This window comes from Streptomyces sp. CHD11 (genome assembly GCF_018638295.1).
Taxonomy (GTDB): domain Bacteria; phylum Actinomycetota; class Actinomycetes; order Streptomycetales; family Streptomycetaceae; genus Streptomyces.
In genome coordinates this window covers 1-22,982 of sequence record NZ_JABTTS010000008.1, presented here as the reverse complement: position 1 = coordinate 22,982, position 22,982 = coordinate 1, and the positions used below count along the sequence as shown (strand labels likewise).

Sequence of the window (22,982 nt, the reverse complement as noted above, 5' to 3'; positions counted from 1 at the left end):
CGTGGGCGTTCGGCGTGGCCCGGGGAGGCTGGCTTTCCCGGCTTCTGGCCCGGGCGGCGGAGTGGGTGCGTCGGCGGCAGGCAGTCATCGAGCGGAGGAAATGGCCCCCGCGGCAGCCGTTCTCATCCTCCGGCGATCCGACAGCCAGGACCAGCCTGTCCCCGACAACGTCATCCCACTACGCCCGTCCCGCGATCGAAGAGGGCCGGCCACACCGCTGCGGTCTTCCGCGGACCGTCTGCATCGAGGAGTTCACCCACCCTTGCCACGGGTGGCTCAACCTGTCGCCACCGGCGCTCGCTGACCCCGACCTACATGGTCTCTACCAGCCGGCCTTCACCGTGTTGTAGGTGCTCTTGCAGTCGGCGTTGGTGGCCTGGGTCTCCAGCTTCTGCATGGTGGCCGCCCACACCTTCTTGGCGACCCTTTCCAGTTCCCGGGTCTCGGCGGGGATGTTGGGCGCGTACTTCTTGATCGTGGCGAGGGTGGAGCGGGCGAACTTGTTGCACACCGGTGCGGCGGCGGCCCGGTAGCGGGTGTCCAGGTCGTCGGCGACGGCCTTGCCGTTGGCGGTGGCCCAGTTGTTCCAGGCGGTGCATGCCGCCGCTGTGAAGACGGCCTGGTCGGCGTCGCTGAGGTTGAGGAACTCCACCAGCGCGGTGTTCTGGACCTTCTCGGGGACCGTGTAATCCACGACCGGGAACTTCTCCAGCGTGTCCAGCAGAGCTGACTGGCAGGCGGGCGGCATCTCGGCCGCTTGCGCGAGGGCCGGCACGGTCACTGCCGAGGCCGGCGCGGTCACCGTCGAGGTGGGCGCGGTGGCCGCGGAGGCGGACACGGTCAGGGCGGAGGCGGACAGGACCACCGTGGTGAGAGCGGCACGCTGGATGGCACGCGAGAAGATCATGGCGGGTAGGGCTCCTTGAGGTAGGTCGGTTCTTGTCCGGGCGCAGGACGGCCCGACTACGCAACGATCGCCGGCCCCCAGGGCACGGCCGGTGTGGGCCAGGGGGGTGGCCGCCGGGAACGAGCGCCCTTTCTCCAGCGTGTGAGCGGCTGGTGATCAGGCGTGTTCCGCGGCGGGGGTGGTGAAGGGCTGGTGGGTGCGGGTGCGGCGGAGGAGGGTATTGCGGGTGCGGCGGTGAAAGGCGAAGAGGCCGATGAGGGCGGCGCCGGTGAACCACAGCAGCTGGATGGCCAGGTGCCCGGGGACGGGGTTGGTGGAGAACCCGGCCGTAGTGCTGGCCTGCATGGCTCCGTAGGAGGGCAGCAGGCGCAGGATCGGGCTGTCGGCTCCGGAGCTGGAGATGGGGTTTTGCAGTGCGAGGTCGATGATGCTGGTCATCAAGATGGCGAACATGCCCTCCACTTCCCGGCGCAGCAGACAGCCGAAGCCGACGCCCAGCGCGCCGTAGGTGAGTCCGGCGCAGAACAGGGCGGCGGCGAGCAGGAGAGGCTGGCGGGGTGTCCAGACCAGGCAGGCGACGGCGGTGGCGTAGGCGGCGACCGCGGCCGAGATCAGCGCCAGGGCGGTGACCTTGGCCAGAACCAGGTGGGCGCGCGGGTAGCCGGCCATGGCCAGTCGGCGGTCGAAGCCGCTGCCGGAGAACGTGGCGGCGAACATCATGAAACCGGTGATCAGCGTGACCGCGTTGAGCGCACCGCTGATCGAGGTCAGTTCATTGCCGTGCGGGGCCAGCGCCTCCCCGGTGGCACGCAGCCGCATCCGGGCCGGAGTGTCAGGCATGACCGCGAAGGCCAGGGTCGTCCACACCGGGATGAACACGACCACCAAGGCCATGGCGAACTGGTTGCGGCCGTGCTCGATCAGCGTGAACCGGGTGGCGACAGCGAAGTGTGTCAGGTGATCCCTCACGCGGCGACCGCCTCGCCCTGGCGCAGCACGCCGGTGTCCAGGCGCCACAGCTCGTCCAGACGCTCCGTGTCATATGCCAGATGGGAGACGACCAGGACCGAGCGCCCCGCATCCCGCAACCGCCCGGCCAAATCCCAGAACCGCTGATAGGTCTCCCAGTCGAACCCCTGGTACGGCTCATCCAGAAGAAGCACTTGCGGATCGTGCATGAGCGCCAGCGTCACGTTCAGCTTCTGCCGCGTGCCACCGCTCAGCACCCCCACCCGCTCATCGACGTACCCGGTGAAGCCCAGAATCTCCATGATCTCCTCGGCATAACGCACATCGGCCAGCCGGTAGGCCGTCTTGAAATACGTCAGGTGCTGCCGGACGGTCAGCGCGTCGTTGAGGACCACCTGCTGCGGGCAGTAGCCGAACCGCCCGTTGTGACGGACCGTGCCGCGCGTGGGCCGCAGCTCACCGGAAAGGATTTTCAGCAGGGTGGACTTGCCGGCGCCGTTCTCCCCGACGATCCCGCACAGTGTCCCGGCCCGAAGCCTCAGATCAACGCCTTGCAGGACCGCGCGCTGCCGGTAGGCATGGTGCACATCCTTGACCTCCACGCCCGTCCTTCCCCCGTAGACCTGAACCGACTGTGACCGAACGGCCTAACGATCGCGAGCTGGAAAGGGCACGGCATCGCATCCCACCGGGACGTCGCTGCATCGCCGCCACGGATACAAGACCGCAGGCCACGGTGCCGTGCGGCCGTGTGAGCCGTTTCTGCAACAGTTCTTGGCCACCTTTGTGGTCGACTCCCAGACGAACCCGTCCGCGCCAGCTGCGCCAATCCGGTATCGGCGCGCAGGTTCGCCATATGCGCCGCCCATGATTCTGCGAACCCGCGCGCTTCCGCGCGATCGAAGACCTCACTCCTGCTCGTGAAGAACCGGCTACGCGGCATCCAACGTCGACCCGAGGTCCTCAACGGCTTCATCGCCGAGACCGGACTGGCGCTGGAGCCCTCGTAACCCAGTCACCCCACCCTTTCAACGTCAGCGTCAGCGGTCTACACCGCCTGGGGAATTCCAGGAATTCCGAATGCGTGTCAAGCGGCTTCGTCGTGCGGGGTGAGGCTGATGGTCAGGTCGGCGCCGAGAGCCTGAGCCAGGCGGCGCAGGAGGGGAAGCGTGGGCACGGTCCCACCGCCTTCGAAGCGGGAGATCTGCGGCTGCTTCATCCCGCACCGCTCGGCCAGCTCGGCCTGGGACAGCCCGAGCTCGATGCGCCGGTCGTGGACGAGTTGCCCGAGCTCACGTCCGAGCGCGGAAGGCGGGTCCTGCATGGTTCCTCCCCGCCTCAGGCCGCTGGGGCGACGATGGTGACGGTGGGCTCGTCTCCGCCGGCGACGTGCACGTCCACTGTGAGGTCGAGTGCGCGGGCCAGGCGCATGATGACCGCGATGGGCGGCAGCTCGGTGGCCGTCTCGATGCCTTCGATGTCATCGACGCCGACGTGCATGCGCCCGGCGAGATCGGCCTCGCTCAGTCCCAGCTGCTTACGCCGGTCGTAGACGGCCTTGCCCAACGTCATGGCCAGGCCGGCCTCTTCGTAGACCCGGTCGTACTCGGGGTCAGCGTCCAGGTGCTCGCCCAGCAGCTGGCGGTGGCGACGGGTCCTCCATTCGCTGTGGTTCATCGGTTCTCCTTGAGGTTGCGGCTGTAGAGGTCGTGCTCGGCGGCGGCTTCATGCTCTGCCTCGCACAATCGCTGTGCGGCGTGGGCGCGGTCCACTTCGGCCTGCTCGCGCATCCTGGTCTTGCGGAACACGGTGAGCAGCACGACACGTCGGCCGGGCGCCAGCCAGTAGGTGATCCGCTGATGGGCATCGCCCAGGCGGAAGCGCAGCTCACGGGGCTTGCCGCCCAGGTGGCGGGAGTGCGGTTCGTCGAGCGTGGTGGGCTGCTCGGCGAGCAGGTCGGCGACGCGTTCGGCCTGCTTGTAGTGATGGGCGGGAATGTTCTCCAGTCACAGCCGCACCTCCGGCTCGATCTCGATCGAGTACCGCCCACTGTCCATAGCGCCGATGATATATGGCACGGGGTGCGAGAGCGCGACTTCGTAGTTCAGGTCTGTGCCGTCGCCGCGACCGCAGCCACTCCAACGTCGCACACCAAGGAAGCCATTCCTCCCGGGGCTGAAGCCCCGGGCTTCCTGGCTAGAAATCAGGTGAAGGTCGTCCTGGGCGTGGACTGGAACACGGTCAAGGCCTTCGGCTGACGCCGGGCGACGAGCCCGTCCACCGGGCCCGCGCGAGCCGCCGCCCGGCGCCACCGCTGGTTCGTCGGCCTCCGTGGATCAGGGAGAATGGGCGGCATGAGTGTTCGTACCCAGTCATCCGAGCAGCCGGCCGAGGCCGTCCACAGGGCCGGTTTCGCCTGCTTCGTGGGCCGCCCCAACGCGGGCAAGTCCACCCTCACGAACGCTCTGGTCGGGCAGAAGGTGGCGATCACCTCGAACCGCCCGCAGACCACCCGGCACACCGTGCGCGGCATCGTGCACCGCCCGGAGGCGCAGCTGATCCTGGTGGACACCCCGGGCCTGCACAAGCCGCGCACCCTGCTCGGCGAGCGGCTGAACGACGTGGTCCGCACCACATGGGCCGAGGTCGACGCGATCGGCTTCTGCATCCCCGCCGACCAGAAGCTCGGCCCCGGCGACCGCTTCATCGCCAAGGAACTCGCCGGGATCAAGAAGGCCCCGAAGATCGCGATCGTCACCAAGACCGACCTGGTGGACGGCAAGGCGCTGGCCGAGCAGCTGATCGCCGTGGACCAGCTCGGCAAGGAGCTGGGCATCACCTGGGCGGAGATCGTCCCGGTCTCGGCGACCGCGAACCAGCAGGTCGACCTGCTGGCCGACCTCCTGATCCCCCTGATGCCGGAGGGCCCCGCCCTCTACCCCGAGGGCGATCTCACCGACGAGCCCGAGCAGGTCATGGTCGCGGAGCTGATCCGCGAGGCGGCCCTGGAGGGCGTCCGCGACGAGCTCCCGCACTCCATCGCCGTGGTCGTGGAGGAGATGCTGCCGCGCGAGGACCGCCCCGCCGACAAACCCCTCCTCGACATCCACGCCAACCTGTTCATCGAGCGCCCCAGCCAGAAGGGCATCGTCATCGGCCCCAAGGGCAAGCGCCTGAAGGACGTCGGCATCAAGTCCCGCAAGCAGATCGAGGCGCTCCTCGGTACTCCCGTCTTCCTCGACCTGCATGTGAAGGTCGCCAAGGACTGGCAGCGCGACCCGAAGCAGCTGCGGCGCCTCGGCTTCTGATCAGCCGCGCCGCCGCTGCTCGCGCAGCAGGTCCCTGAACCAGCCGTACGACGCCTTCGGGGTCCGCTCCAGCGTGTCGAAGTCGACGTGCACCAGCCCGAAGCGGCGGGCGTACCCCTCCGCCCACTCGAAGTTGTCCATCAGGGACCAGACGAAGTAGCCGCGTACGTCCACGCCCGCCTCCACCGCCCGGTGCAGAGCGCGGATGTGACCGTCGAGGTAGGAGATACGGTCCCGGTCGTCCAGTCCCCCGTACGCGCAGCCGTTCTCGGTGACGATCACCGGGGGGAGGCGGTCGCCGTAGCGGGTACGGAAGGTGGTGAGGACCTCCGTCAACGCCCCTGGGACCACCGGCCAGCCGAAGTCCGTCACCGGGTGGCCCTCGATCTCCCGCACGGAGAAGGGGAGTTCGGCCGGCATCCGGACCCCGCCGAAGTCGGTCTCCGTGCCCTGCGGCGCCCCCACACGCGTCGGCGCGTAGTAGTTGATCCCGTACCAGTCCAGCGGCTCCGCGATGACGTCGAGGTCGGCCTCCACATCGCCCGGCATCAGCTCGCCGATGCCCTCCGGATAACGCCCCAGGAGCAGCGGGTCGGCGAACATCCGGTTCAGCAGGGTGTCGTGGAAGGCGGCCGCCGCCAGGTCCGCCTCGTCCCCGGAGGCCGGCCAGGTCGGCGCGTGCGAGTTCGCGATCCCGATGCCGTCCGCTCCCGCCGCCCGCAGCACCCGTACCGCGAGTCCGTGGGCGAGCAGTTGGTGATGGGCCACCGGAAGCGCGTCGAAGAGCAGGTTGCGGCCGGGCGCGTGCACCCCCAGCGCATGTCCCAGCAGGGTGTGTTCGGCGGGCTCGTTGAGCGTGATCCACTTCGTCACCCGGTCACCCAGCCGCCCGGCGGCCTCCGCCACGTGTTCCGCGAACCGCTCGGCCGTGTCCCGCTCCAGCCAGTCGAGCCCGGCCGGCAGATCCCAGTGGAACAGCGTCACCACCGGCCGTACGCCCGCCGCGCACAGGTCGTCGACCAGCCGGTCGTAGAAGTCGGCGCCGCCCTTCGCCAGCATCCTCGGCCAGGACACGGAGAAGCGGTACGCGTCCACGCCCAGGCCGGCCAGCAACGCCACGTCCTCGGTGTGACGGTGGACGTGGTCGCAGGCGACGTCCGCCGTGGCACCGTCCCGTACCCGCCCCGGCTCCGCGGAGAACACGTCCCACACGGACGGCCCGCGCTCGTCCGCCGCCCCCTCGATCTGGTGCGCCGAGGTCGACACACCCCACAGGAAGCCGTCCGGGAAACGGGGCATCGGGTTCGTCGTCACCATGGCCCGGATCATCCGCACCGACGGCGGTCGGAGTCAATGCCCCCGCGCCGGAAGGCACTTACCGGTACCCGCCACGTCCTGGCGGCGTTGCGACCGCTGAACCCCCCAGCAGCCGAGGCGGAACGCCTCCGGTCGGCTCACCCCCATCGCCTCCGGTCCGTGCGTGGCGGTCCAGGACATGGGACCGGCGAACTCGACCCCGTTCGTGCTCCTTACCGGTGCGTATACGGGAGTGCTCGCGGGGTTCCCGGAGGGTGGTGGCCCTCCGGGAACCCCTCGCACGTGGCCTCGCCACGGGTGGGTAAGGATCAGTCGAAGACGAACGGGCCCGGGGCCTGCGGGGCCGTTGCCGTGCAGGTGATGGTGATGAAGCCGAAGGCCGTCACCTTCAGGGTGCCGCCGTAGGCCTCCAGGCTGTCGCCCGGGGCGACCGTGCCGGTGAGGGGGCCGACCTCGAGGGCGTCGCCGGTCGCCATGGCCGGGTTCCTGGTGCCCTTGAAGACGGTGGTGCCGCCGTCGCCCTTCACCATCTTCAGCTCCGAGACGAGTGAGTCCCGGCTGATCGCGAGGGGCGCCGTGACCGCGGTGGTGTTGATGGTGATGGTCGCGGACGTGCCGCTCTGTGTCGCCGTCAGGGTGGCGTCGCCGCCGCCCCAGGTCCCGCAGTCGGCGCTGACGGTCGCCGACCCGGGGGCGACGGCCGCCGCGGCGGGGGCGAAGGCCAGTCCGCAGACCGCGAGAGCGCCTGCGGCCAGGGACAGACCCGTGCCGAATCGCTTGCCTCTCATGGGATTCCCTTTCCGTGTGGGGAGAGTTCCGGGGGGAACTCCGTCGGGGGAACTGATCGGCAGATGGGGTCCGGACCCGCTGCATCGCGCCGGCCGACGACGTCTCGTCGGAACCGGCGATTCCATTGATGCGCGGGAGGCAGTGTGCGACAAGGTTGAAATCTGGCCTATTTACCGGCGGTAACAGGATGATGGGGGCCAGTGGGTCAGCCCGCGGTGAGCGTCTCCCGTACCGTCCCGTCCGGGCCCGCCACCAGCACCGGCGTGCCGGGACCGCCAAGGTCCCGTACGGCCGCGCGGTCCTCGGCCGGCGCCGACGCGCTCTCCGTCACCACGGCCGCCGCCTCCAGCGACGTCGCGCCGGACGCCACCGCCATCGCCACCGCCGTCCGGAGGGCGCTCAGCTTCAGGGAGTCCAGGGCCACGGTCCCGGCGGCGTACGTCCGCCCGGTCTCGTCGCGCACGGCGGCCCCCTCGGGCACACCGTTGCGGGCCCGCACGGAACGGGCCAGGGTGACGATCTTGCGGTCCTCGGGGTCGAGGGCGGTGGTGTCGGTGTCGGTCATGATCCGAGGATAAGGGGGCCCGCCTGCGGTCTCAGGGGCGGTCGAGGCGGAGGCGCTCGGCGCGCGGGAGGCCCGCCACGACCAGGTCGTACGAGTCCTCGACCAGTTCCCTGACCAGGCGGCCGGGGAGGGTGCCGTCGACCGTCACCGTGTTCCAGTGGCGTTTGTTCATGTGCCAGCCCGGGACGATCAGGTCCGGGTGTTCGGCGCGGAGGCGGATCGCGTCCTCCGGGGCGCACTTGAGGTTGACCTTGAGGGGGTCCGCGCCGAGGTCGGTCAGGGCGAACAGCTTGCCCCGTACCCTGAAGACCGAGGTCTCCGGGTTGAAGGGGAAGTCCTCCTCCGCCGCGTTGAAGGAAAGGCACAGGGCGCGCAGCTGCTGCGGAGTCACTCCGGTCCGGCCTCCTCCTCGCCGTCGCGGGACGGGGGTTCCGGATCAACCGGTTCCACCAGCACCGTGACCACCTTGTTGCGGCGGCCGGCCGACGCCTCCGCCGTCAGCCGGAGCTCACGGTCGTCGGGGAGTGCCACCACGGACGAGGCGCCCGCGATCGGCACCCGGCCCAGGTGCTTGGCGAGCAGGCCGCCGACGGTCTCCACGTCCTCGTCGTCGTACTCCTCCAGCCCGTACAGCTCACCCAGATCGGTGATGTCGAGGCGGGCGGTGACCCGGTAGCGGTCCTCGCCCAGCTTCTCGACCGGCGGAATCTCACGGTCGTACTCGTCGGTGATCTCGCCGACGATCTCCTCGAGGATGTCCTCGATGGTGACGATGCCCGCGGTGCCGCCGTACTCGTCGACGGCGACAGCGACGTGCCGGCGCTCCTTCTGCATCTCGCGCAGCAGATCACCCGCGTTCTTGGTGTCGGGCACGAAGAAGGCCGGACGCATCGCCGTGGACACCAGTTCATTCTCGGCGTTCCGGCTGATGTGGGTCTTGCGGGCCAGATCCTTGAGGTAGACGATCCCGACGATGTCGTCCTCGTTCTCGCCGGTCACCGGTATCCGGGAGAAGCCGGAGCGCAGGGCGAGGGTGAGGCCCTGGCGGATGGTCTTGTACCGCTCGATCACCACCAGATCGGTGCGCGGCACCATGACCTCGCGCACCAGGGTGTCGCCGAGTTCGAAGACCGAGTGCACCATGCGGCGCTCCTCGTCCTCGATCAGCGACTCCTTCTCCGCGAGGTCGACCATCGCGCGCAGCTCCGCCTCGGAGGCGAAGGGGCCGCGCCGGAAACCCTTGCCGGGGGTGAGCGCGTTGCCGATGAGGATGAGCAGCGACGGGATCGGGCCCATGATCCGCGCGAGCGGGACCAGGACGTACGCGGCGGCCGTGGCCGTGTTCAGCGGATGCTGGCGGCCGATGGTGCGCGGGGAGACCCCGACGGCGACGAACGAGACGAGGACCATGATCGCGATGGCGATCAGCAGCGCCTCGGCCGTGCCGTCGAACTCCCGCAGACAGCCGTAGGTGATCAGGGAGGCGGCGGCCATCTCGCAGGTGATGCGGACCAGCAGCGCCACGTTGAGGTAGCGGGTGGGGTCGGCGGCGATCTGCGCGAGCCTGGCGCTGCCCCGGCGGCCGGAGCGGACGGCCTCCTCGGCGCGGAAACTGGAGACGCGCGCGATGCCCGCCTCCGCGGAGGCGGCCAGCCAGGCGACGACGACCAGGGCGATCGCGCCGAGCACGAGTGCCGGACTCATGAGACGGTCGGGGCCGGGGACGGGCCGGTCAGGCCCTTCTCCGCACGCCAGCCGTCCACGATGGCCGCCTGCAGACCGAACATCTCGGCCTTCTCGTCCGGCTCCTCGTGGTCGTAACCCAGCAGGTGCAGCACACCGTGGACGGTGAGCAGCTGGAGCTCCTCGTCCATGGTGTGCTGAGTCGGCGCGTCCTCGCCCTGCCGGGCGGCGACCTCGGGGCAGAGCACGATGTCGCCGAGCAGTCCCTGCGGGGGCTCGTCGTCGTCCTTGGACGGGGGCCGCAGCTCGTCCATCGGGAACGACATGACGTCCGTCGGCCCGGGCAGGTCCATCCACTGGATGTGCAACTGCTCCATGGCGCCGGCGTCCACCACGATCACCGAGAGCTCGGAGAGCGGGTGGATGCGCATCCGCGCGAGCGCGTAGCGGGCGATGTCGAGGATCGCCTGCTCGTCGACCTCGGTTCCGGACTCGTTGTTGACGTCGATCGACATCTGGTGCTCGGTCTACTTCCCCTTGGGCCCGGACCGGCCCCGGCCGCCCTTGTGCGTGCCGTTCTCGGTGCCGTGCGTGCTGTCGTACTGCTCGTACGCGTCGACGATACGGCCCACCAGCTTGTGCCGGACGACGTCACTTGACGACAGCCGGGAGAAGTGGACGTCGTCGAGGCCCTCCAGGATGTCCTGCACCTGCCGCAGCCCGGACTTGGTCCCGCTCGGCAGGTCCACCTGCGTCACGTCACCCGTGATCACGATCTTCGAGTCGAAGCCGAGGCGGGTGAGGAACATCTTCATCTGTTCGGGGCTGGTGTTCTGGGCCTCGTCGAGAATGATGAAGGCGTCGTTGAGCGTACGGCCGCGCATGTAGGCCAGCGGCGCGACCTCGATCGTGCCCGCCGCCATCAGGCGGGGAATCGAGTCGGGGTCGAGCATGTCGTGCAGGGCGTCGTAGAGCGGGCGCAGGTACGGGTCGATCTTCTCGTAGAGCGTGCCCGGGAGGAATCCGAGCCGCTCGCCCGCCTCGACGGCCGGCCGGGTCAGGATGATGCGGTTGACCTGCTTGGACTGCAGGGCCTGCACCGCCTTGGCCATGGCCAGGTACGTCTTGCCGGTGCCCGCGGGGCCGATGCCGAAGACGACGGTGTGCTTGTCGATCGCGTCCACGTAGCGCTTCTGGTTGAGCGTCTTGGGACGGATCGTGCGGCCGCGCGAGGACAGGATGTTCTGCGTGAGGACCTGGGCCGGGGTCTCCTGGCCTTGGTTCTCCCCGTCCCCGCTCGACCTGAGCATGGCGATCGAGCGTTCCACTGCGTCCTCCGTCATCGGCTGCCCGGTGCGGAGCACCAGCATCATCTCGTCGAACACGCGCGAAATGAGGGCGATCTCCGCCGCGTCGCCGGCCGCGCTGATCTCATTGCCCCGGACGTGTATGTCGGCCCCCGGGAAGGCCTTCTCGATCACGCGCAGGAGGGAGTCCCCGGACCCCAGCACGGTGACCATGGGGTGCTGGGCGGGGACGGTGAACTGCACTTTCGCCTGTCCCTGCGCGGGGGTGCGATCTGTCGGTGTCTGAGTCATGGGCCGGCTCTGAAGGCCTGCGGATCCTCCTCGTCACGGCCGCGCAACTGTGGGCGGCCTCACGGTTCCAGGGTACGACGGAGGGGTGACAAGCCCGAAGGGCTTTTCACCCCGCCTCGTCTCCCCCGCCGACCGAGCCAGGTCAGCACGGCACGCACGGACACCGCGATCCCCCTTTCCGGCCCACTGAGCCGCCACCCCGTTGCCCGCTCTCCAGCCTCCGAGCCATCACCCCCGTGGCCCGCCCTCCAGCCACCGAGTCGGGTGAGGGGTGGGCACGGGGTGGGCGCAGGCCGGGGTCCAGGGGGCGGAAGCCTCCTCGCGGGGGACCGGGGCGGATCCCCTCCCCGGGCCCCGGTTCAGGGTGACCGGCGGAAGCCGATCGTGGGCACCGCCCGCCGCAGCGGCCACGGCCGCCCCAGCTCCCCCGAGACCAGCCCCGCCAGGAACTCGTACCGCCGCAGCGCCGAGGGGTCCTGCCCCTCGGCGGACTGGACCCGGTCCCACCACGCCCCGATCTCCGTCCACCCCGGCGCCGACAGCGACCCCCCGAACTCCTGCACGGACAGCGCCGCCGTCAGCCCCGCGAAGGCGAGCCGGTCGGCCAGCGGCCACCCCGCCAGGCTGCCCATGACGAACCCGGCGACGAAGACGTCACCCGCCCCCGTCGGATCCATCGCCTCCACCTCGATCGCCGGCACCGACGCCGTCTCCCCCGTACGCCGGTCCACCGCGTACGCGCCCTCCGCGCCCAGGGTGACCACCACCACCGGCACCTGCTCGGTCAGCGCGTGCGCGGCGGCGCGCGGGCAGTCCGTGCGGGTGTACCGCATCGCCTCCGCCGCGTTCGGCAGGAACGCCTCGCAGTACCGCAGGTCGGTCAGCCGGGCCAGATCCCACCGCCCGCTGTCGTCCCAGCCGACGTCGCCGAAGACCCTCGCCCCCTTCCGCGCGGCCTGCGCGATCCAGGGCGCACCGTGACCGGGTGTGAGGGAGGCGACGGCGGCACGCGCACGGGGCGGGCACGGAGGCAGGTCCGCGCCCGGAGGGCGTCGTTTGAGGGTGGTGGTGGCCGACGGGTGGGCCGGCGGCTCCTCGGGCGGCGGTTCGTGGCCGTGGGAGACCATGGTGCGCTCGCCCTCGTACGCCATGGAGACGGTGACCGGCGAGTGCCAGCCGGGCACCGTGCGGGACAGCGAGAGGTCGATGCCCTCGCCCTGCTCCAGCGTGTCCCAGCAGTACTCGCCGTAGTGGTCGTCGCCGAAGGCCGCCGCGAGGGAGGTGCGCAGGCCGAGCCGGGCCAGGGCGGTGGCCATGTTGGCGACACCGCCGGGGCTGGACCCCATCCCGCGTGCCCAGGACTCGGTCCCGCGGACCGGGGCGGAGTCCAGCCCGGTGAAGACGATGTCGAGGAACACCGTGCCGGTGAGGTACACGTCCCAGGGCGGGTCGCCCGGTGCGCGCAGGGGGGCGAGGGGGTCGAGCGGGGCCGGGCGGTGGTCCGGTCCCTCGGTGCGTGCCTTCCCGGTGGCGGCCATCACGGTGCGCTCCCTGACATGGTGCGGATCAGGCCAGTGTGCACCACACCGCCGACAGTGTGACGGCCGTCACTCCATGTCGTCCCCAGGGAGGGGTGTCACCAGCGGGGCACCGAGGGCGTGACCCAGTCGGGGTCGGCGATCCGCATGGCCGCCGCGTCGTCGCGGTCCCGCAGCGATCCGTCGTCGTCGAGCCACCGCCGGTGCAGGAACGCCAGCCGGTCGCGGTCGAGCTCCACGCCCAGACCGGGAGCGTCGGAGACCCGCACGGCGCCGTCCTCGAAGGTGAGCCGCTCGGTGAGGACGTCCTCCGACTGCCAGGGGTAGTGGGAGTCGCAGGCGTGGTGCAGGTTGGGCACGGTGGCCGCCACCTGGGTCATCGCGGCGAGGCTGATCCCCAGGTGGGTGTTGGAGTGCATGGAGACGCCGACGCCGAAGGTGCGGCAGATGGCGGCGAGCTGCTGGGTGTTGCGCAGTCCGCCCCAGTAGTGGTGGTCGGAGAGGACCACCTGCACGGCGTCGCGGGTGAACGCCTCCTTGATCTCGGCGAACGTCGTCACGCACATGTTGGTGGCGAGCGGCACGCCGGTACGGGCGGCGACCTCGGCCATGCCGGGGGTGCCGAGGGTCGGGTCCTCCAGATACTCGAGGACGTCCCCGAGTTCGGCGGCCACCTTCAGGGAGGTCTCCACCGACCAGGCGCCGTTGGGGTCGAGCCGCAGGGGGTGTCCGGGGAACGCGGCGGCGAGGGCGCGGACGGCCGCGATCTCCTCGTCCGGCGCGAAGACACCGCCCTTGAGCTTGAAGGAGGTGAATCCGTACCGCTCCGTGAACCGGCGGGCCTGTTCGACGACACCGGCCGGGTCGACGGCGGCGCCCCAGTCGTCCTTCTCCGCCGTGACGCCGTCGGGGTGGTCGGCCCACTTGTAGAAGAGATACGCGCTGAAGTCGACGCGGTCGCGCACCTTGCCGCCGAGCAGTGTGTGCACGGGCAGTCCGAGGCTCTTGCCGACGGCGTCGAGGCAGGCGACCTCGAGGGCGGAGAGCACGGACAGGCGCAGTTTGTCGGCGGTCTGCACGCCGCGCAGTCCGCCCACGTCGACCTGGCCGGAGACCCGGGAGGCGTCCACGGCCACGTCGTCGGCCTCGGTGAACAGCCGGTTCAGGTCGTCGGCCCGGCGGCCGACCAGCCGGCCGGCGAGGGGCTCGGCCAGTTCCAGGTACTTGGCGTCGCCGTAGGTCTCGCCCAGTCCGGTGGTTCCGTCGGCGGTCACCACCTCGACGATCAGGCGGGGTGTGTAGGGCTGGTGGACGCCCTGCGTGTTCAGCAGCGGCGGGTCGGCGACCAGGATCGGCGTGAGGCGGACCTCCGTCACGGTCAGGTCGCGGGAACGGGTGGTCGGCGCGGGCGGCGTGGTCACAGGGCGGCTCCTACGAGGTCGAGTCCGGTGGTGAGCAGGGTCCTGAGGTCGGCGAGGTCGCGGTCGGCGGGGTCGGTGAGCGGGGCGCGTACGGGGCCCACGGAGTGTCCGCGCAGCCGGGCCGCGGCCTTGACCAGCGACACCGCGTATCCGGGCGCCCGGTCGCGCAGTTCGACGAAGGGGACGTAGAAGCCGCGCAGCAGCGTGTCGAGCGTGCCTTCGTCGCCGGCGCGCAGGGCGGTGAAGAACGCGTTCGCGATCTCGGGGGCGAAGGCGTGGACGGCGGAGGAGTAGGCGGGGACGCCGACGGTGGCGTAGGCGCGGGCCTGGATCTCGGCGGTGGCGGCGCCGTTGAAGAAGAGGAAGTCCCCGGGGGCGGCGAGGGTCAGTCGCTGCAGCCGGTCGAGGTCGCTGTGGCCGTCCTTGAGGCCGATGACGCCGGGCAGGGCGGCGATCCGCCTGAGCGAGTCGGCGGTGTAGGTGACCTGGCCGCGCTGGTAGGTGACGAGGGGCAGCCGGGTGCGGGCGGCGATGGCTTCCAGCTGGGCGACGAGTCCGTCCTGCGGGGCGGTGACGAGGTAGTGCGGCAGGACGAGGAGGGCGTCGGCCCCGGCGTCCTCGGCGATGCGCGCGAACCGGGTGGCCTGGGCCCAGCCGTAGCCGATGCCGGCGACGACGGGGATCCGGCCGGCGCTCTCCTCGACGGTGACGGTGACGACCCGGCGGTACTCGTCCTCGTCCAGGGAGAAGAACTCGCCGGTGCCGCAGGCGGGGAAGACGGCTCCGGGGGCGGTGGCGATCCGGTCCGCGACGTAGGCGCGGAATCCGTCCGGGTCGAGGGACCCGTCGGCGTGGAAGGCGGTGAGCGGGAAGGACAGCACCCCGTTCGCCATCCCGTCCTCGAGGCGTCTCGCCACGGCGGCCGTGTTACGCGTGTCCGTATCGAGGTCCACCCTCGCTCATCTCCCTATGTAGATGACATCCATGTATACAGATGCAGGTTAGATACGCGAACAGGGTCCGTCAATGGCGAGGCACCCGCACCGTGCCCCGGACTACGATCGGCCGCATGCCGGAGACAGGGGGCGTACGCCAGGTGAAGTCCGCCGCGCGCACGGTGGAGCTGCTGGAAGTGCTGGCCGCGCGCGGTGACCGGCCGGCCCGCCTCCAGGAACTCGCGGACGCGCTGGAGGTGCCGCGCAGTTCGATGTACGCGCTGCTGCAGACCCTGGTCGCCCGCGGCTGGGTCCGCACCGACGTCACCGGCTCGCTGTACGGCATCGGCATCCACGCCCTGCTCACCGGCACGAGTTACCTCGACTCGGACCCGCGGGTGCGGGCCGTGCGCCCGTATCTCGACGAGGCGTCCACGACTCTGGGCGAGACGGTCCACCTGGGCCGGCTGGACGGGCGCGACGTGGTGTACCTCGCGACGCGCGAGTCGCACGAGTACCTGCGGACCATCAGCCGGGTGGGGCGGCGGCTCCCGGCGCACATGGGCGCGCTCGGCAAGGCGCTGCTGGCCGAACGGCCGGACGCGGAACTGACCGAGGGGCCGTACGAGGCGGCGACCCCCCGCACCCACACGTCCCGGGAGTCGCTGGCGGCCGATCTGGCCGGGGTGCGCGGGCGCGGCCACTCGGTCGACCGCGAGGAGGGGGTGCCCGGGATCGCCGGCTTCGGCTTCGCGCTGCGGTACGACTCCCCCGCGCAGGACGCCATCAGCTGCTCGGTGCCGGTGGCCCGGCTGACGCCGGAGCGGGAGGAGCGGATCGTCGCCGTGATGCGGGAGATCCGGATGAAGGTGGAAGCCGCTGTTCCCGCAGGTGGCGGGGCTGTTCACTGGCGGTAGCGGATGCTGCTGCCCAGACTCCGGGGGAATCAAACGCACGAGTGACATAGATCACATCTGGCGCCCTCCCGTTGCCGTCCTCCGGCTTGATACAAATTGCCCGCGCGTTCCTGTCGGTCGACGGTCGCCGCTCCCCCTTTCCCTTGCTTTTCCTTGCGTTTCGCACCCTCCCCTTCGCATGCCCCGGGAACGCCCGTGTTCGCCCCTCGCACCACTCCCTGGCCCCTCGTCGCCCTTTTCACGGCCGGGTACCTCGCCCCCTACCTGCTGCCGACCACCGTCGGCCGCCTGGAACGCGGGCTCGGCCTCTCCCCCACCCAGGCCGGAGCCATCGGCAGCGCGCTGCTGCTGAGCTCCGCCGCCGCCGGTTTCCTGCTGGCCTCCCGGGTGGAACGGACCGGAGCACGGACCCTGGCCCGGCTGGGACTCGCCCTGGCCGTCATCGGCTACGGCGGGGCCGCCCTGACCAGCGCCCTGCCCGCCGTCGTCGCCGGTGCGGTGATCGGCGGCTTCGGCTCCGGTACGGCCACGACCGTCGCCGCGACGCGGATCGCCGCCGAACAGGACCCGCACCGGGCCTCCACCCTCGGACTGCTCAGCGTCTCCGCGCTCGCGGGCGTGGTGTACCTCACGGTGCCGCACCTCCCGGGGCACGGGCTCACCCTCGCCGCCATCGCCCTCACCGCGCTGGCCGTGTGGCCGCTGACCTCCCGGCTGCCCGCCGGCACCCGGGGCCCCGGACCCGCCGTGCCGGATCCGGCCCTCACCGGCCGCCTGCCCTACCGGCGTTCGGGACTCGTCCTGGCCGGCGCCATGCTGCTGTGGTCGCTGGCGCAGAACGCCCTGTGGGGTGTCAGCGGACGCATCGGGGTGAGTCAGGCGCACCTGTCCGAGCCGACCGTGGGCGTCGTCTTCGCGGTGGCGCTGGGCGCCGGGCTGCTGGGCATCCTCGGCGCGGGCGCGCTGGGCCCACGGCTGGGACGCGCACTGCCCATCGGCGGCGGCACGGTCGTCATCGCCGGCTGCATCGCGCTCAGCGCCTCGGCCACGGAGCTGAGCAGCTTCGCCGCGGGCGAGATCGCCTGGAACACGATCTACCCGGTGGTGCTCTCGTACCTGATCGGACTGGCCGCCTCGCTGGACCCCCGGGGGCGGTGGGCCGCACTGGTCGGCTCGGCCTCCGCGCTCGGTACGGCGGCGGGGCCGTTGACCGGCAGCGCGCTGTCCGCGCAGGCCGGGTTCCCGGTGATGGGCGCGGTGCTCGGCGCCGGGCTGCTGCTGGTCGCGGTGCCGATGACGGCGGTCGCCCTGCACACCGGCGGACGTCCCCTGCTGCCGGGCGCGGTGCGCCGCCGCGGGGGCCATCCGGCGGAGGCACTGGTCGCGGCGTCCACGGTGACGCCGACGGGTGCCGTGCCCGAGGTCGGCGCCCCGCAGCAGGCGGTGGTCGAGATCCTCCTGGACGGCACCCCCGCCCCGGCCCGGCACACCTACGACACAGCAGCGGCGACCCGAGCACCGGGCTCCGCCTGAAGCGGCCCCCGCACACCGCGGGCAGTCGTGCCGCAGAGACGGTGAAAGTCCCCCGCACTGCCCGCAGCCGCGGGGGAGCACACGGACCGTCTCACCGGCGCTTCGGGAGCCCCACCCGCTGCAGATCGCGCGCCACGGTCAGCTCGCCCTCGTACCCGGCCGCCCGCGCCTGCCGGGCGAACTCCTCCGGGTCGGAGTAGCGCTGGCTGAAGTGGGTGAGGACGAGATGCCGTACGCCCGCCTCCCGCGCCACCCGCGCGGCCTGACCGGCCGTCAGATGGCCGACCTCGGCGGCGAGGTCCTCGTCCTCGTCGAGGAAGGTCGACTCGATGACCAGCAGGTCGCAGCCGTCGGCGAGCGCGTACACCCCGTCGCAGAGCCGGGTGTCCATGACGAACGCGAACCGCTGTCCGCGCCGCACCTCGCTGACCTCCGCCAGCGACACCCCGCCCAGCGTGCCCTCGCGCTGGATGCGGCCGATGTCCGGCCCTTCGATGCCGTGGGCGGCGAGCCGCTCGGGCAGCATGCGCCGGCCGTCGGGCTCGACCAGCCGGTAGCCGTACGCCTCGACGGGATGGGACAGTTTCCGCGCCTCCAGCGTGTAGCCGGGGGTGCGGGCGAGCACGCCGTCCGTGTCGACCGGGGCCTCGGTGAGGGTGACGGTCTCGCGGTAGGCGGTCGCGTACCGCAGGCGCTCGAAGAAGCGCCGGCCGGAGCGCGGGTAGTGGGCGGTGATCTCGTGCGGCACCTGGTCGAGGTTGACGCGCTGGATCACCCCGGCGAGGCCGAGGGAGTGGTCGCCGTGGAAGTGGGTGACGCAGATCCGGTTCAGGTCGTGGGCGGCGACCCCGGCGCGCAGCATCTGGCGCTGGGTGCCCTCGCCGGGGTCGAACAGGATGCCCTCGCCGTCCCAGCGCAGCAGGTAACCGTTGTGGTTGCGGTGCCGGGTGGGGACCTGGCTGGCGGTGCCGAGCACCACCAGTTCTCGTACGGACACGGCTGATCTATCCGGGGGGCCATTCGAGGCCGCGGCCGCCCAGGACGTGGGCGTGCGCGTGCCAGACGGTCTGACCGGCGCCGCTGCCGGTGTTGAAGACGGTGCGGTAGCTCTCCAGTTTCTCGTCGTCCGCGACGGCCTGCGTCTCGCGCAGCACGTCGGCGGCGACCTCGGGCGCCTCGGCGGCGAGGGCTGCTGCGTCCTGGTGGTGTGCCTTGGGGATCACCAGGACATGGGTGGGCGCCTGGGGGTTGATGTCACGGAACGCGACGGTCGTCTCCGTCTCCCGCACGATCGTCGCCGGAATGCTCCCTTCGACGATCTTGCAGAACAGACAGTCGTCCTGAGGCTCACCAGCCATGTGCACTCCTCCACCCGGCGATCACCGACACAGGCATGGTATCCACGCTCCGGCCACCACGGGCACTCCCTGCCTCCCCCTCGGTACCGCGAAGGCCCGGGAGACACCCCCCGGGGCGGCGGGGGTTTCGCGGGCTGCGGGGGCCCCGGCTCACGACAGTCCCGGCGGCACCTTCGCCGGCGCGTCCTCCAGCGCGGCCAGCGCCAGCCGTACCGCCTCGTCCACCTGCACGTCCCGCCCCGCCGCGTGGTCCTGCGGCCGCTGCACCACCTCGACGTCCGGATCGACGCCGTGGTTCTCCACCCCCCACCCGTAACCCTCCAGCCAGAAGGCGTACTTGGGCTGGGTGACCAGGGTGCCGTCGACGAGCCGGTACCGGCTGTCGATCCCGATCACGCCACCCCACGTCCGCGTGCCGACCACGGGCCCGATCCCCAGCGCCCGGATCGCCGCGTTCACGATGTCGCCGTCCGACCCGGAGAACTCGTTGGCCACGGCGACCACGGGCCCCCGGGGCGCGTCCCGCGGGTAGCTCTCCGCCCGCATCCCGCGCGGCAGGTCCCACCCCACGATCCGCCGCGCCAGCTTCTCCACCACCAGTTGCGAGGTGTGCCCGCCCCGGTTCTCCCGCACATCCACGATCAGGCCCTCGCGCAGCACCTCCACCCGCAGATCGCGGTGGATCTGCGCCCACCCGGGCGCCTGCATGTCCGGCACATGGATGTACCCCAGCCGTCCCCCGGACTTCTCGAGCACATAGGCACGGCGGTCGGCGACCCACGCGTGGTACCGCAGCGGCTCCTCGTCGGCGAGCGGCACGACGACCGCGTGCCGCAGCTCGCCGCCGCCCGCGGGCGAGACCGTCAGTTCGACCGGCTTCCCCGCCGTCCCCACCAGCAACGGCGCGGGCCCGGTCACCGTGTCGACCGGCTGCCCGGCGACGGCGACGATCGCGTCCCCGGCCCGCACGGCGACCCCGGGGGCGGCGAGCGGCGAGCGGGCGTCCGGATCGGAGGTCTCCGCGGGCAGGATCCGGTCGACCCGCCAACTGCCGTCCTCGTGACGGGAGATGTCCGCCCCCAGCAGCCCCTGCCGCGCACCCCCGCCGCCGTACCCGCCGCGCGGGGTGACATACGCGTGCGAGGTGCCGAGCTCTCCCTGGACCTCCCACAGCAGGTCCACCAGATCGTCGTGCGTGGCCAGCCGGTCGAGCACGGGCCGGTACCGGTCCAGGACGCCGTCCCAGTCCACCCCGCTCATGTCGGGACGCCAGAAGTTGTCCCGCATGATGCGGCCGTTCTCGTCGAACATCTGCCGCCACTCGGCGGCCGGGTCGACGAACTGGCGGACCCGTCCGAGGTCGACGGTGACGTTGGTGTCGCTGTCGTCGTCACTCGAGGCGCGCCGGTCGCTGGGTACGACCTTCAGCCGCCCGTCGGTCCACAGCAGCACCCGCTTGCCGTCACCGCTGACCTCGAAGTGGTCGGCGTCCACGGCCAGATGCTCCAGACGCTGCTGGGCGAGGTCGTAGCGCTCCAGGTCGGTCTTGGGATCGGGGTCGTCCGGAGTGGCCCGGGACGAGCCGAGCACGCCCCGCACCGGGTGCCGCAGCCAGAGCACCCCGTCCTTGGCCGCGCGCAGGTTGGTGTAGCGGGCGGCCTCGACCGGGAACGGCACGATGCGGTCGGCCAGGCCGTCGAGGTCGATCCGGGTGGTGGGCGTGCCCTCGCTGTCGGGCGTCTCCTCCCGGTCCGGTGTCTCGAAGGGGCGGCCGTGCCGCTGCGGTCCGAACGGCGACGGGGTCGTCGCCGCGAGGGTGATCAGATACGGGCGTACGCCCTCCACGAAGGCCAGGTCGAACACGTGCTCGTCGTAGACCGGGTCGAAGGAACGGGTCGACAGGAACGCGAGATGCCTGCCGTCGAGGGTGAAGGCGGGCGCGTAGTCCTGGAAGCGCAGCGGGGTCGCCTCGGTGACCGACAGGTCGGTGGTGTGGGCGAGGCGGAGCTGGCTGAGCGGGCGCGGGCCGGGGTGGGACCAGGCGAGCCAGGTCGAGTCGGGTGAGAACGCCAGCCCGGAGACGTCACCGTCCTCGCTGCGGTCGACCTCACGGACCTCGCCGGTCTCCCGCTCGACGAGGAGGAGACGTCCGTCGTGCGAGGCGATCGCGGCGCGGCTGCCGTCCGGCGCCATGGCCAGGTCCACGACCCGGCCGAGCCGGCCGGCGGCGATCCGGCGCGGGGTCGCGCCGGGAGCGAGACCGGTGGCGGGGGCGAACTCCAGGGCGTCGTCCCCCTCGGCGTCGGTCACCCACACCACCCACTCCTCGCCGTCGGCGCGGAACGTGCGCGGGCGCCGCGCCCGTACGCCCGGCGTCGCGGCGAGGGCACGGGCGGGGCCGGAGCGGTGGGTGACCCAGTGGACGGTGCCGCGGACGCAGACGGCACTGCCGCGCGCGGTGTGGTCGGGCGAGGCGGTGCCGAACCAGCGGGCCGCGTTCACCGGGAACGGCTGGAGGTCCACGCGCTGCCCGCCGAGCCGGATGTCGAGCCGGCGCGGCTCGGCCCCGTCGAGGTCGTCCAGGATCCACAGCTCACCGGCGCTGGAGTAGACGACCCGGGTGCCGTCGGTGGCGGCGTGCCGGGCGTAGAAGCCCTCGAGCGGCGTGTGCCGGCGCAGGTCGGAGCCGTCGGCGAGGGAGGAGTACAGCGCTCCGGTGCCCTCGTGGTCGGAGAGGAACGCGATACGGTCCCCCGCCCACAGCGGGTACTCGATGTTCCCGTCGAGGTCCTGGTGCAGCCGTACGAACTCGCCGTCGCCCTCGCGGTCGATCCACAGCTTGCCCGCGGTACCGCCCCGGTAGCGCTTCCACCATGCGGCCTCACGGCCCATCGGCGCGGACAGCAGCACGGTGTGCGGGCCCCGGGCGACGTCGCCGACGGGCCCGTACGGCAGGGTGTCGGCGGGGCCGCCGTCGAGGGGGACGGCACGGGCCCAGGTGCGGCGCAGGCTGGCCTGGCCGTGGGTGCTGATGGCGAGGACCCGGCCGTCGGCGGTCCAGCCGCGCACCTGCGTCCTGAGGCTGCCCCAGTGGGTGAGCCGGCGGGTGGGCCCGCCGTCCACCGGCGCGATGTGCGCCTCGGGGGCGCCGTCGCGGCTGGAGGTCCAGGCGACGGTGGTGCCGTCGGGCGAGATGCGGGGATGGTTCACCGGCACGTTGTCGGCACTGACCCGCCAGGCGCGGCCGCCGTCGAGCGGGGCGAGCCACACGTCGTCCTCGGCGGTGAAGGCGACCAACTCACCGTGCAGATGCGGGAACCGGAGATAAGCGGCGGATGCGACCGATGCGGGCTGTGTCACCCGATCACCCTATGCAGGCGCGGGCGTTCCTGGACAGGGGTTCCGAATCACTTGCCCTCGACGGGGCGACACGACGGGTACTCCTCGCACCACACGGTCGTCGTGACGGTCACGGTGACGGTGGGGTCCGGGCCGCGCTGTGTGGGCTCGCCGACGCGGGGCGGGCTCTTGTCGTCGCAGTCACCGAGCCCGTCGACGCGGAACACCTGCTTCCCGTCCACCTTCGCGGTGATGTTGCCGCGTACGCAGGCGCCGTTGACGGCGTGGGTGATCCGTCCGGTGACGGTGATCTCCTTGCCGTCCTGGGTCTCGCCCTGGCAGTCGACGGCGGCGACGGTGTCCTGGGCCGGCGTGGCTCCGCCCTTGTCGCCGAACGACGCGTTGCAGCTGAGCCACCGGACGTCGGCCTTCCGGCGGTTGAGCTCGTCGGTCACGGCCTCGTCGGTCGTGAAGGCGACGGCCGCGGAGCCGATTCCGCCGCCCTCGCATGCTGTGACTCCTGCGATGGCGGTCACGGCGAAGGTGACGGCCAGTGCTCGCCGGCGGCGGCTGCGCGCCGTGCGCGGGAACCATTTCGTCGCGCTCATGGGCGGCAGACTGCCACCGCCGGGGGCGGCGCGGTAGGGCGCATATGGCCACTTGTTTGCTTTCGCCCCCCCCGGGGCGCTGCCCCCGGACCGCTCCTCGAACGCCGGAGGGGCTGATCTCAGCCCCTCCGGCGTTCGAGGAGCGGGGTGCGGGGGGGGGCCCCCGGGGGGGGGAGGGGAAGGGCGGCGGGGGGGGG

The 22,982-nt window shown here is 71.7% G+C and carries 22 protein-coding genes and 1 pseudogene; 3 read left to right on the top strand and 20 right to left on the bottom strand.

From position 1 onward, the window contains the following. Window positions 1-322 precede the first annotated feature (322 nt). The 6 genes and pseudogenes from HTV45_RS09900 to HTV45_RS09875 form a co-directional block, all read right to left on the bottom strand. The gene (locus HTV45_RS09900; RefSeq protein ID WP_251691858.1) at window positions 323-907 is read right to left on the bottom strand and encodes a hypothetical protein; all 585 of its coding nucleotides are present in this window, start codon (window positions 905-907) and stop codon (window positions 323-325) included. Window positions 908-1,063: 156 nt separating this feature from the next. Then, window positions 1,064-1,876, bottom strand: coding sequence for an ABC transporter permease (locus HTV45_RS09895; protein ID WP_215205309.1), 813 nt, complete (start codon window positions 1,874-1,876; stop codon window positions 1,064-1,066). Then, a complete protein-coding gene (locus HTV45_RS09890) occupies window positions 1,873-2,478 on the bottom strand; it encodes an ABC transporter ATP-binding protein (protein ID WP_215205308.1) in 606 nt (201 codons plus the stop codon). Before HTV45_RS09890 ends, HTV45_RS09895 begins: the two co-directional genes overlap by 4 nt. Window positions 2,479-2,963: 485 nt before the next feature. Continuing rightward, a pseudogene (locus HTV45_RS09885) lies at window positions 2,964-3,170 on the bottom strand (helix-turn-helix domain-containing protein); the annotation flags it as partial. Between the two features lie 44 nt (window positions 3,171-3,214). Next, complete coding sequence (locus HTV45_RS09880; RefSeq protein ID WP_215205306.1) at window positions 3,215-3,553, bottom strand: helix-turn-helix domain-containing protein; 339 nt, start codon at window positions 3,551-3,553, stop codon at window positions 3,215-3,217. Beyond that, a complete protein-coding gene (locus tag HTV45_RS09875; protein WP_251691871.1) occupies window positions 3,550-3,882 on the bottom strand; it encodes a type II toxin-antitoxin system RelE/ParE family toxin in 333 nt (110 codons plus the stop codon). Before HTV45_RS09875 ends, HTV45_RS09880 begins: the two co-directional genes overlap by 4 nt. A 348-nt stretch (window positions 3,883-4,230) precedes the next feature. On the opposite strand from HTV45_RS09875, the gene era reads away from it, so the two are divergent. Then, the gene (gene era / locus HTV45_RS09870; protein ID WP_215205305.1) at window positions 4,231-5,184 is read left to right on the top strand and encodes a GTPase Era; all 954 of its coding nucleotides are present in this window, start codon (window positions 4,231-4,233) and stop codon (window positions 5,182-5,184) included. Here the strand turns inward: era and HTV45_RS09865 are convergent, their stop codons facing one another. The 10 genes from HTV45_RS09865 to HTV45_RS09820 all read right to left on the bottom strand — a co-directional run bounded on the left by HTV45_RS09865 (window position 5,185) and on the right by HTV45_RS09820 (window position 14,988). Beyond that, complete coding sequence (locus tag HTV45_RS09865) at window positions 5,185-6,501, bottom strand: GH1 family beta-glucosidase (RefSeq protein WP_215205304.1); 1,317 nt, start codon at window positions 6,499-6,501, stop codon at window positions 5,185-5,187. 308 nt (window positions 6,502-6,809) lie between these two features. Continuing rightward, window positions 6,810-7,289: a hypothetical protein gene (locus tag HTV45_RS09860; protein WP_215205303.1), complete on the bottom strand. Its 480-nt coding sequence runs from the start codon at window positions 7,287-7,289 to the stop codon at window positions 6,810-6,812. A gap of 206 nt (window positions 7,290-7,495) precedes the next feature. Continuing rightward, window positions 7,496-7,855, bottom strand: a complete 360-nt coding sequence (locus tag HTV45_RS09855) for a cytidine deaminase (protein WP_215205302.1) — start codon at window positions 7,853-7,855, stop codon at window positions 7,496-7,498. Window positions 7,856-7,886: 31 nt separating this feature from the next. Beyond that, window positions 7,887-8,246 carry an MmcQ/YjbR family DNA-binding protein gene (locus tag HTV45_RS09850; protein WP_215205301.1) on the bottom strand — a complete coding sequence of 120 codons (360 nt, stop codon included), beginning with the start codon at window positions 8,244-8,246 and terminating at the stop codon, window positions 7,887-7,889. Further along, window positions 8,243-9,559, bottom strand: a complete 1,317-nt coding sequence (locus tag HTV45_RS09845; protein ID WP_215205300.1) for a hemolysin family protein — start codon at window positions 9,557-9,559, stop codon at window positions 8,243-8,245. Before HTV45_RS09845 ends, HTV45_RS09850 begins: the two co-directional genes overlap by 4 nt. Continuing rightward, window positions 9,556-10,053: an rRNA maturation RNase YbeY gene (gene ybeY / locus HTV45_RS09840; RefSeq protein WP_215205299.1), complete on the bottom strand. Its 498-nt coding sequence runs from the start codon at window positions 10,051-10,053 to the stop codon at window positions 9,556-9,558. Before ybeY ends, HTV45_RS09845 begins: the two co-directional genes overlap by 4 nt. Before the next feature lie 12 nt (window positions 10,054-10,065). Continuing rightward, window positions 10,066-11,136, bottom strand: a complete 1,071-nt coding sequence (locus tag HTV45_RS09835) for a PhoH family protein (protein WP_215205298.1) — start codon at window positions 11,134-11,136, stop codon at window positions 10,066-10,068. 359 nt (window positions 11,137-11,495) lie between these two features. Beyond that, window positions 11,496-12,674: a carbohydrate kinase family protein gene (locus tag HTV45_RS09830; protein WP_215205297.1), complete on the bottom strand. Its 1,179-nt coding sequence runs from the start codon at window positions 12,672-12,674 to the stop codon at window positions 11,496-11,498. A 98-nt stretch (window positions 12,675-12,772) separates the two neighbouring features. After that, window positions 12,773-14,095: a glucarate dehydratase family protein gene (locus HTV45_RS09825; RefSeq protein ID WP_215205296.1), complete on the bottom strand. Its 1,323-nt coding sequence runs from the start codon at window positions 14,093-14,095 to the stop codon at window positions 12,773-12,775. Beyond that, on the bottom strand, window positions 14,092-14,988 hold the full coding sequence (locus HTV45_RS09820) for a 5-dehydro-4-deoxyglucarate dehydratase (RefSeq protein WP_251691868.1): 897 nt from the start codon (window positions 14,986-14,988) through the stop codon (window positions 14,092-14,094). The genes HTV45_RS09825 and HTV45_RS09820 overlap by 4 nt, the downstream gene beginning before the upstream one ends. A 176-nt stretch (window positions 14,989-15,164) precedes the next feature. On the opposite strand from HTV45_RS09820, the gene HTV45_RS09815 reads away from it, so the two are divergent. Together HTV45_RS09815 and HTV45_RS09810 are read left to right on the top strand one after the other, a co-directional pair. Continuing rightward, window positions 15,165-15,947 (top strand): IclR family transcriptional regulator, encoded by a 783-nt coding sequence (locus tag HTV45_RS09815; RefSeq protein WP_215205294.1) that lies wholly within the window; start codon window positions 15,165-15,167, stop codon window positions 15,945-15,947. A 195-nt stretch (window positions 15,948-16,142) separates the two neighbouring features. Next, the gene (locus tag HTV45_RS09810) at window positions 16,143-17,480 is read left to right on the top strand and encodes an MFS transporter (protein ID WP_215205293.1); all 1,338 of its coding nucleotides are present in this window, start codon (window positions 16,143-16,145) and stop codon (window positions 17,478-17,480) included. Between the two features lie 91 nt (window positions 17,481-17,571). On the opposite strand, the gene HTV45_RS09805 is transcribed toward HTV45_RS09810, so the two are convergent. The 4 genes from HTV45_RS09805 to HTV45_RS09790 all read right to left on the bottom strand — a co-directional run bounded on the left by HTV45_RS09805 (window position 17,572) and on the right by HTV45_RS09790 (window position 22,785). Next, window positions 17,572-18,477: a ribonuclease Z gene (locus HTV45_RS09805; protein WP_215205292.1), complete on the bottom strand. Its 906-nt coding sequence runs from the start codon at window positions 18,475-18,477 to the stop codon at window positions 17,572-17,574. 7 nt (window positions 18,478-18,484) lie between these two features. After that, window positions 18,485-18,838, bottom strand: coding sequence for a histidine triad nucleotide-binding protein (locus HTV45_RS09800; RefSeq protein ID WP_215205291.1), 354 nt, complete (start codon window positions 18,836-18,838; stop codon window positions 18,485-18,487). Between the two features lie 150 nt (window positions 18,839-18,988). Continuing rightward, window positions 18,989-22,198, bottom strand: coding sequence for a S41 family peptidase (locus tag HTV45_RS09795; RefSeq protein ID WP_215205290.1), 3,210 nt, complete (start codon window positions 22,196-22,198; stop codon window positions 18,989-18,991). Between the two features lie 47 nt (window positions 22,199-22,245). Then, the gene (locus HTV45_RS09790) at window positions 22,246-22,785 is read right to left on the bottom strand and encodes a hypothetical protein (RefSeq protein ID WP_215205289.1); all 540 of its coding nucleotides are present in this window, start codon (window positions 22,783-22,785) and stop codon (window positions 22,246-22,248) included. Window positions 22,786-22,982: the final 197 nt, after the last annotated feature.

Bases quoted from the DNA above. Each gene is read 5' to 3' on its own strand.
- HTV45_RS09855 (WP_215205302.1), bottom strand. From the start codon at position 7,855: ATGACCGACACCGACACCACCGCCCTCGACCCCGAGGACCGCAAGATC.
- HTV45_RS09880 (WP_215205306.1), bottom strand. From the start codon at position 3,553: ATGAACCACAGCGAATGGAGGACCCGTCGCCACCGCCAGCTGCTGGGC.
- ybeY (WP_215205299.1), bottom strand. From the start codon at position 10,053: ATGTCGATCGACGTCAACAACGAGTCCGGAACCGAGGTCGACGAGCAG.
- HTV45_RS09800 (WP_215205291.1), bottom strand. From the start codon at position 18,838: ATGGCTGGTGAGCCTCAGGACGACTGTCTGTTCTGCAAGATCGTCGAA.
- HTV45_RS09900 (WP_251691858.1), bottom strand. From the start codon at position 907: ATGATCTTCTCGCGTGCCATCCAGCGTGCCGCTCTCACCACGGTGGTC.
- era (WP_215205305.1), top strand. From the start codon at position 4,231: ATGAGTGTTCGTACCCAGTCATCCGAGCAGCCGGCCGAGGCCGTCCAC.
- HTV45_RS09790 (WP_215205289.1), bottom strand. From the start codon at position 22,785: ATGAGCGCGACGAAATGGTTCCCGCGCACGGCGCGCAGCCGCCGCCGG.
- HTV45_RS09830 (WP_215205297.1), bottom strand. From the start codon at position 12,674: ATGGCCGCCACCGGGAAGGCACGCACCGAGGGACCGGACCACCGCCCG.
- HTV45_RS09835 (WP_215205298.1), bottom strand. From the start codon at position 11,136: ATGACTCAGACACCGACAGATCGCACCCCCGCGCAGGGACAGGCGAAA.
- HTV45_RS09815 (WP_215205294.1), top strand. From the start codon at position 15,165: ATGCCGGAGACAGGGGGCGTACGCCAGGTGAAGTCCGCCGCGCGCACG.
- HTV45_RS09845 (WP_215205300.1), bottom strand. From the start codon at position 9,559: ATGAGTCCGGCACTCGTGCTCGGCGCGATCGCCCTGGTCGTCGTCGCC.
- HTV45_RS09865 (WP_215205304.1), bottom strand. From the start codon at position 6,501: ATGGTGACGACGAACCCGATGCCCCGTTTCCCGGACGGCTTCCTGTGG.
- HTV45_RS09860 (WP_215205303.1), bottom strand. From the start codon at position 7,289: ATGAGAGGCAAGCGATTCGGCACGGGTCTGTCCCTGGCCGCAGGCGCT.
- HTV45_RS09820 (WP_251691868.1), bottom strand. From the start codon at position 14,988: ATGGCGAACGGGGTGCTGTCCTTCCCGCTCACCGCCTTCCACGCCGAC.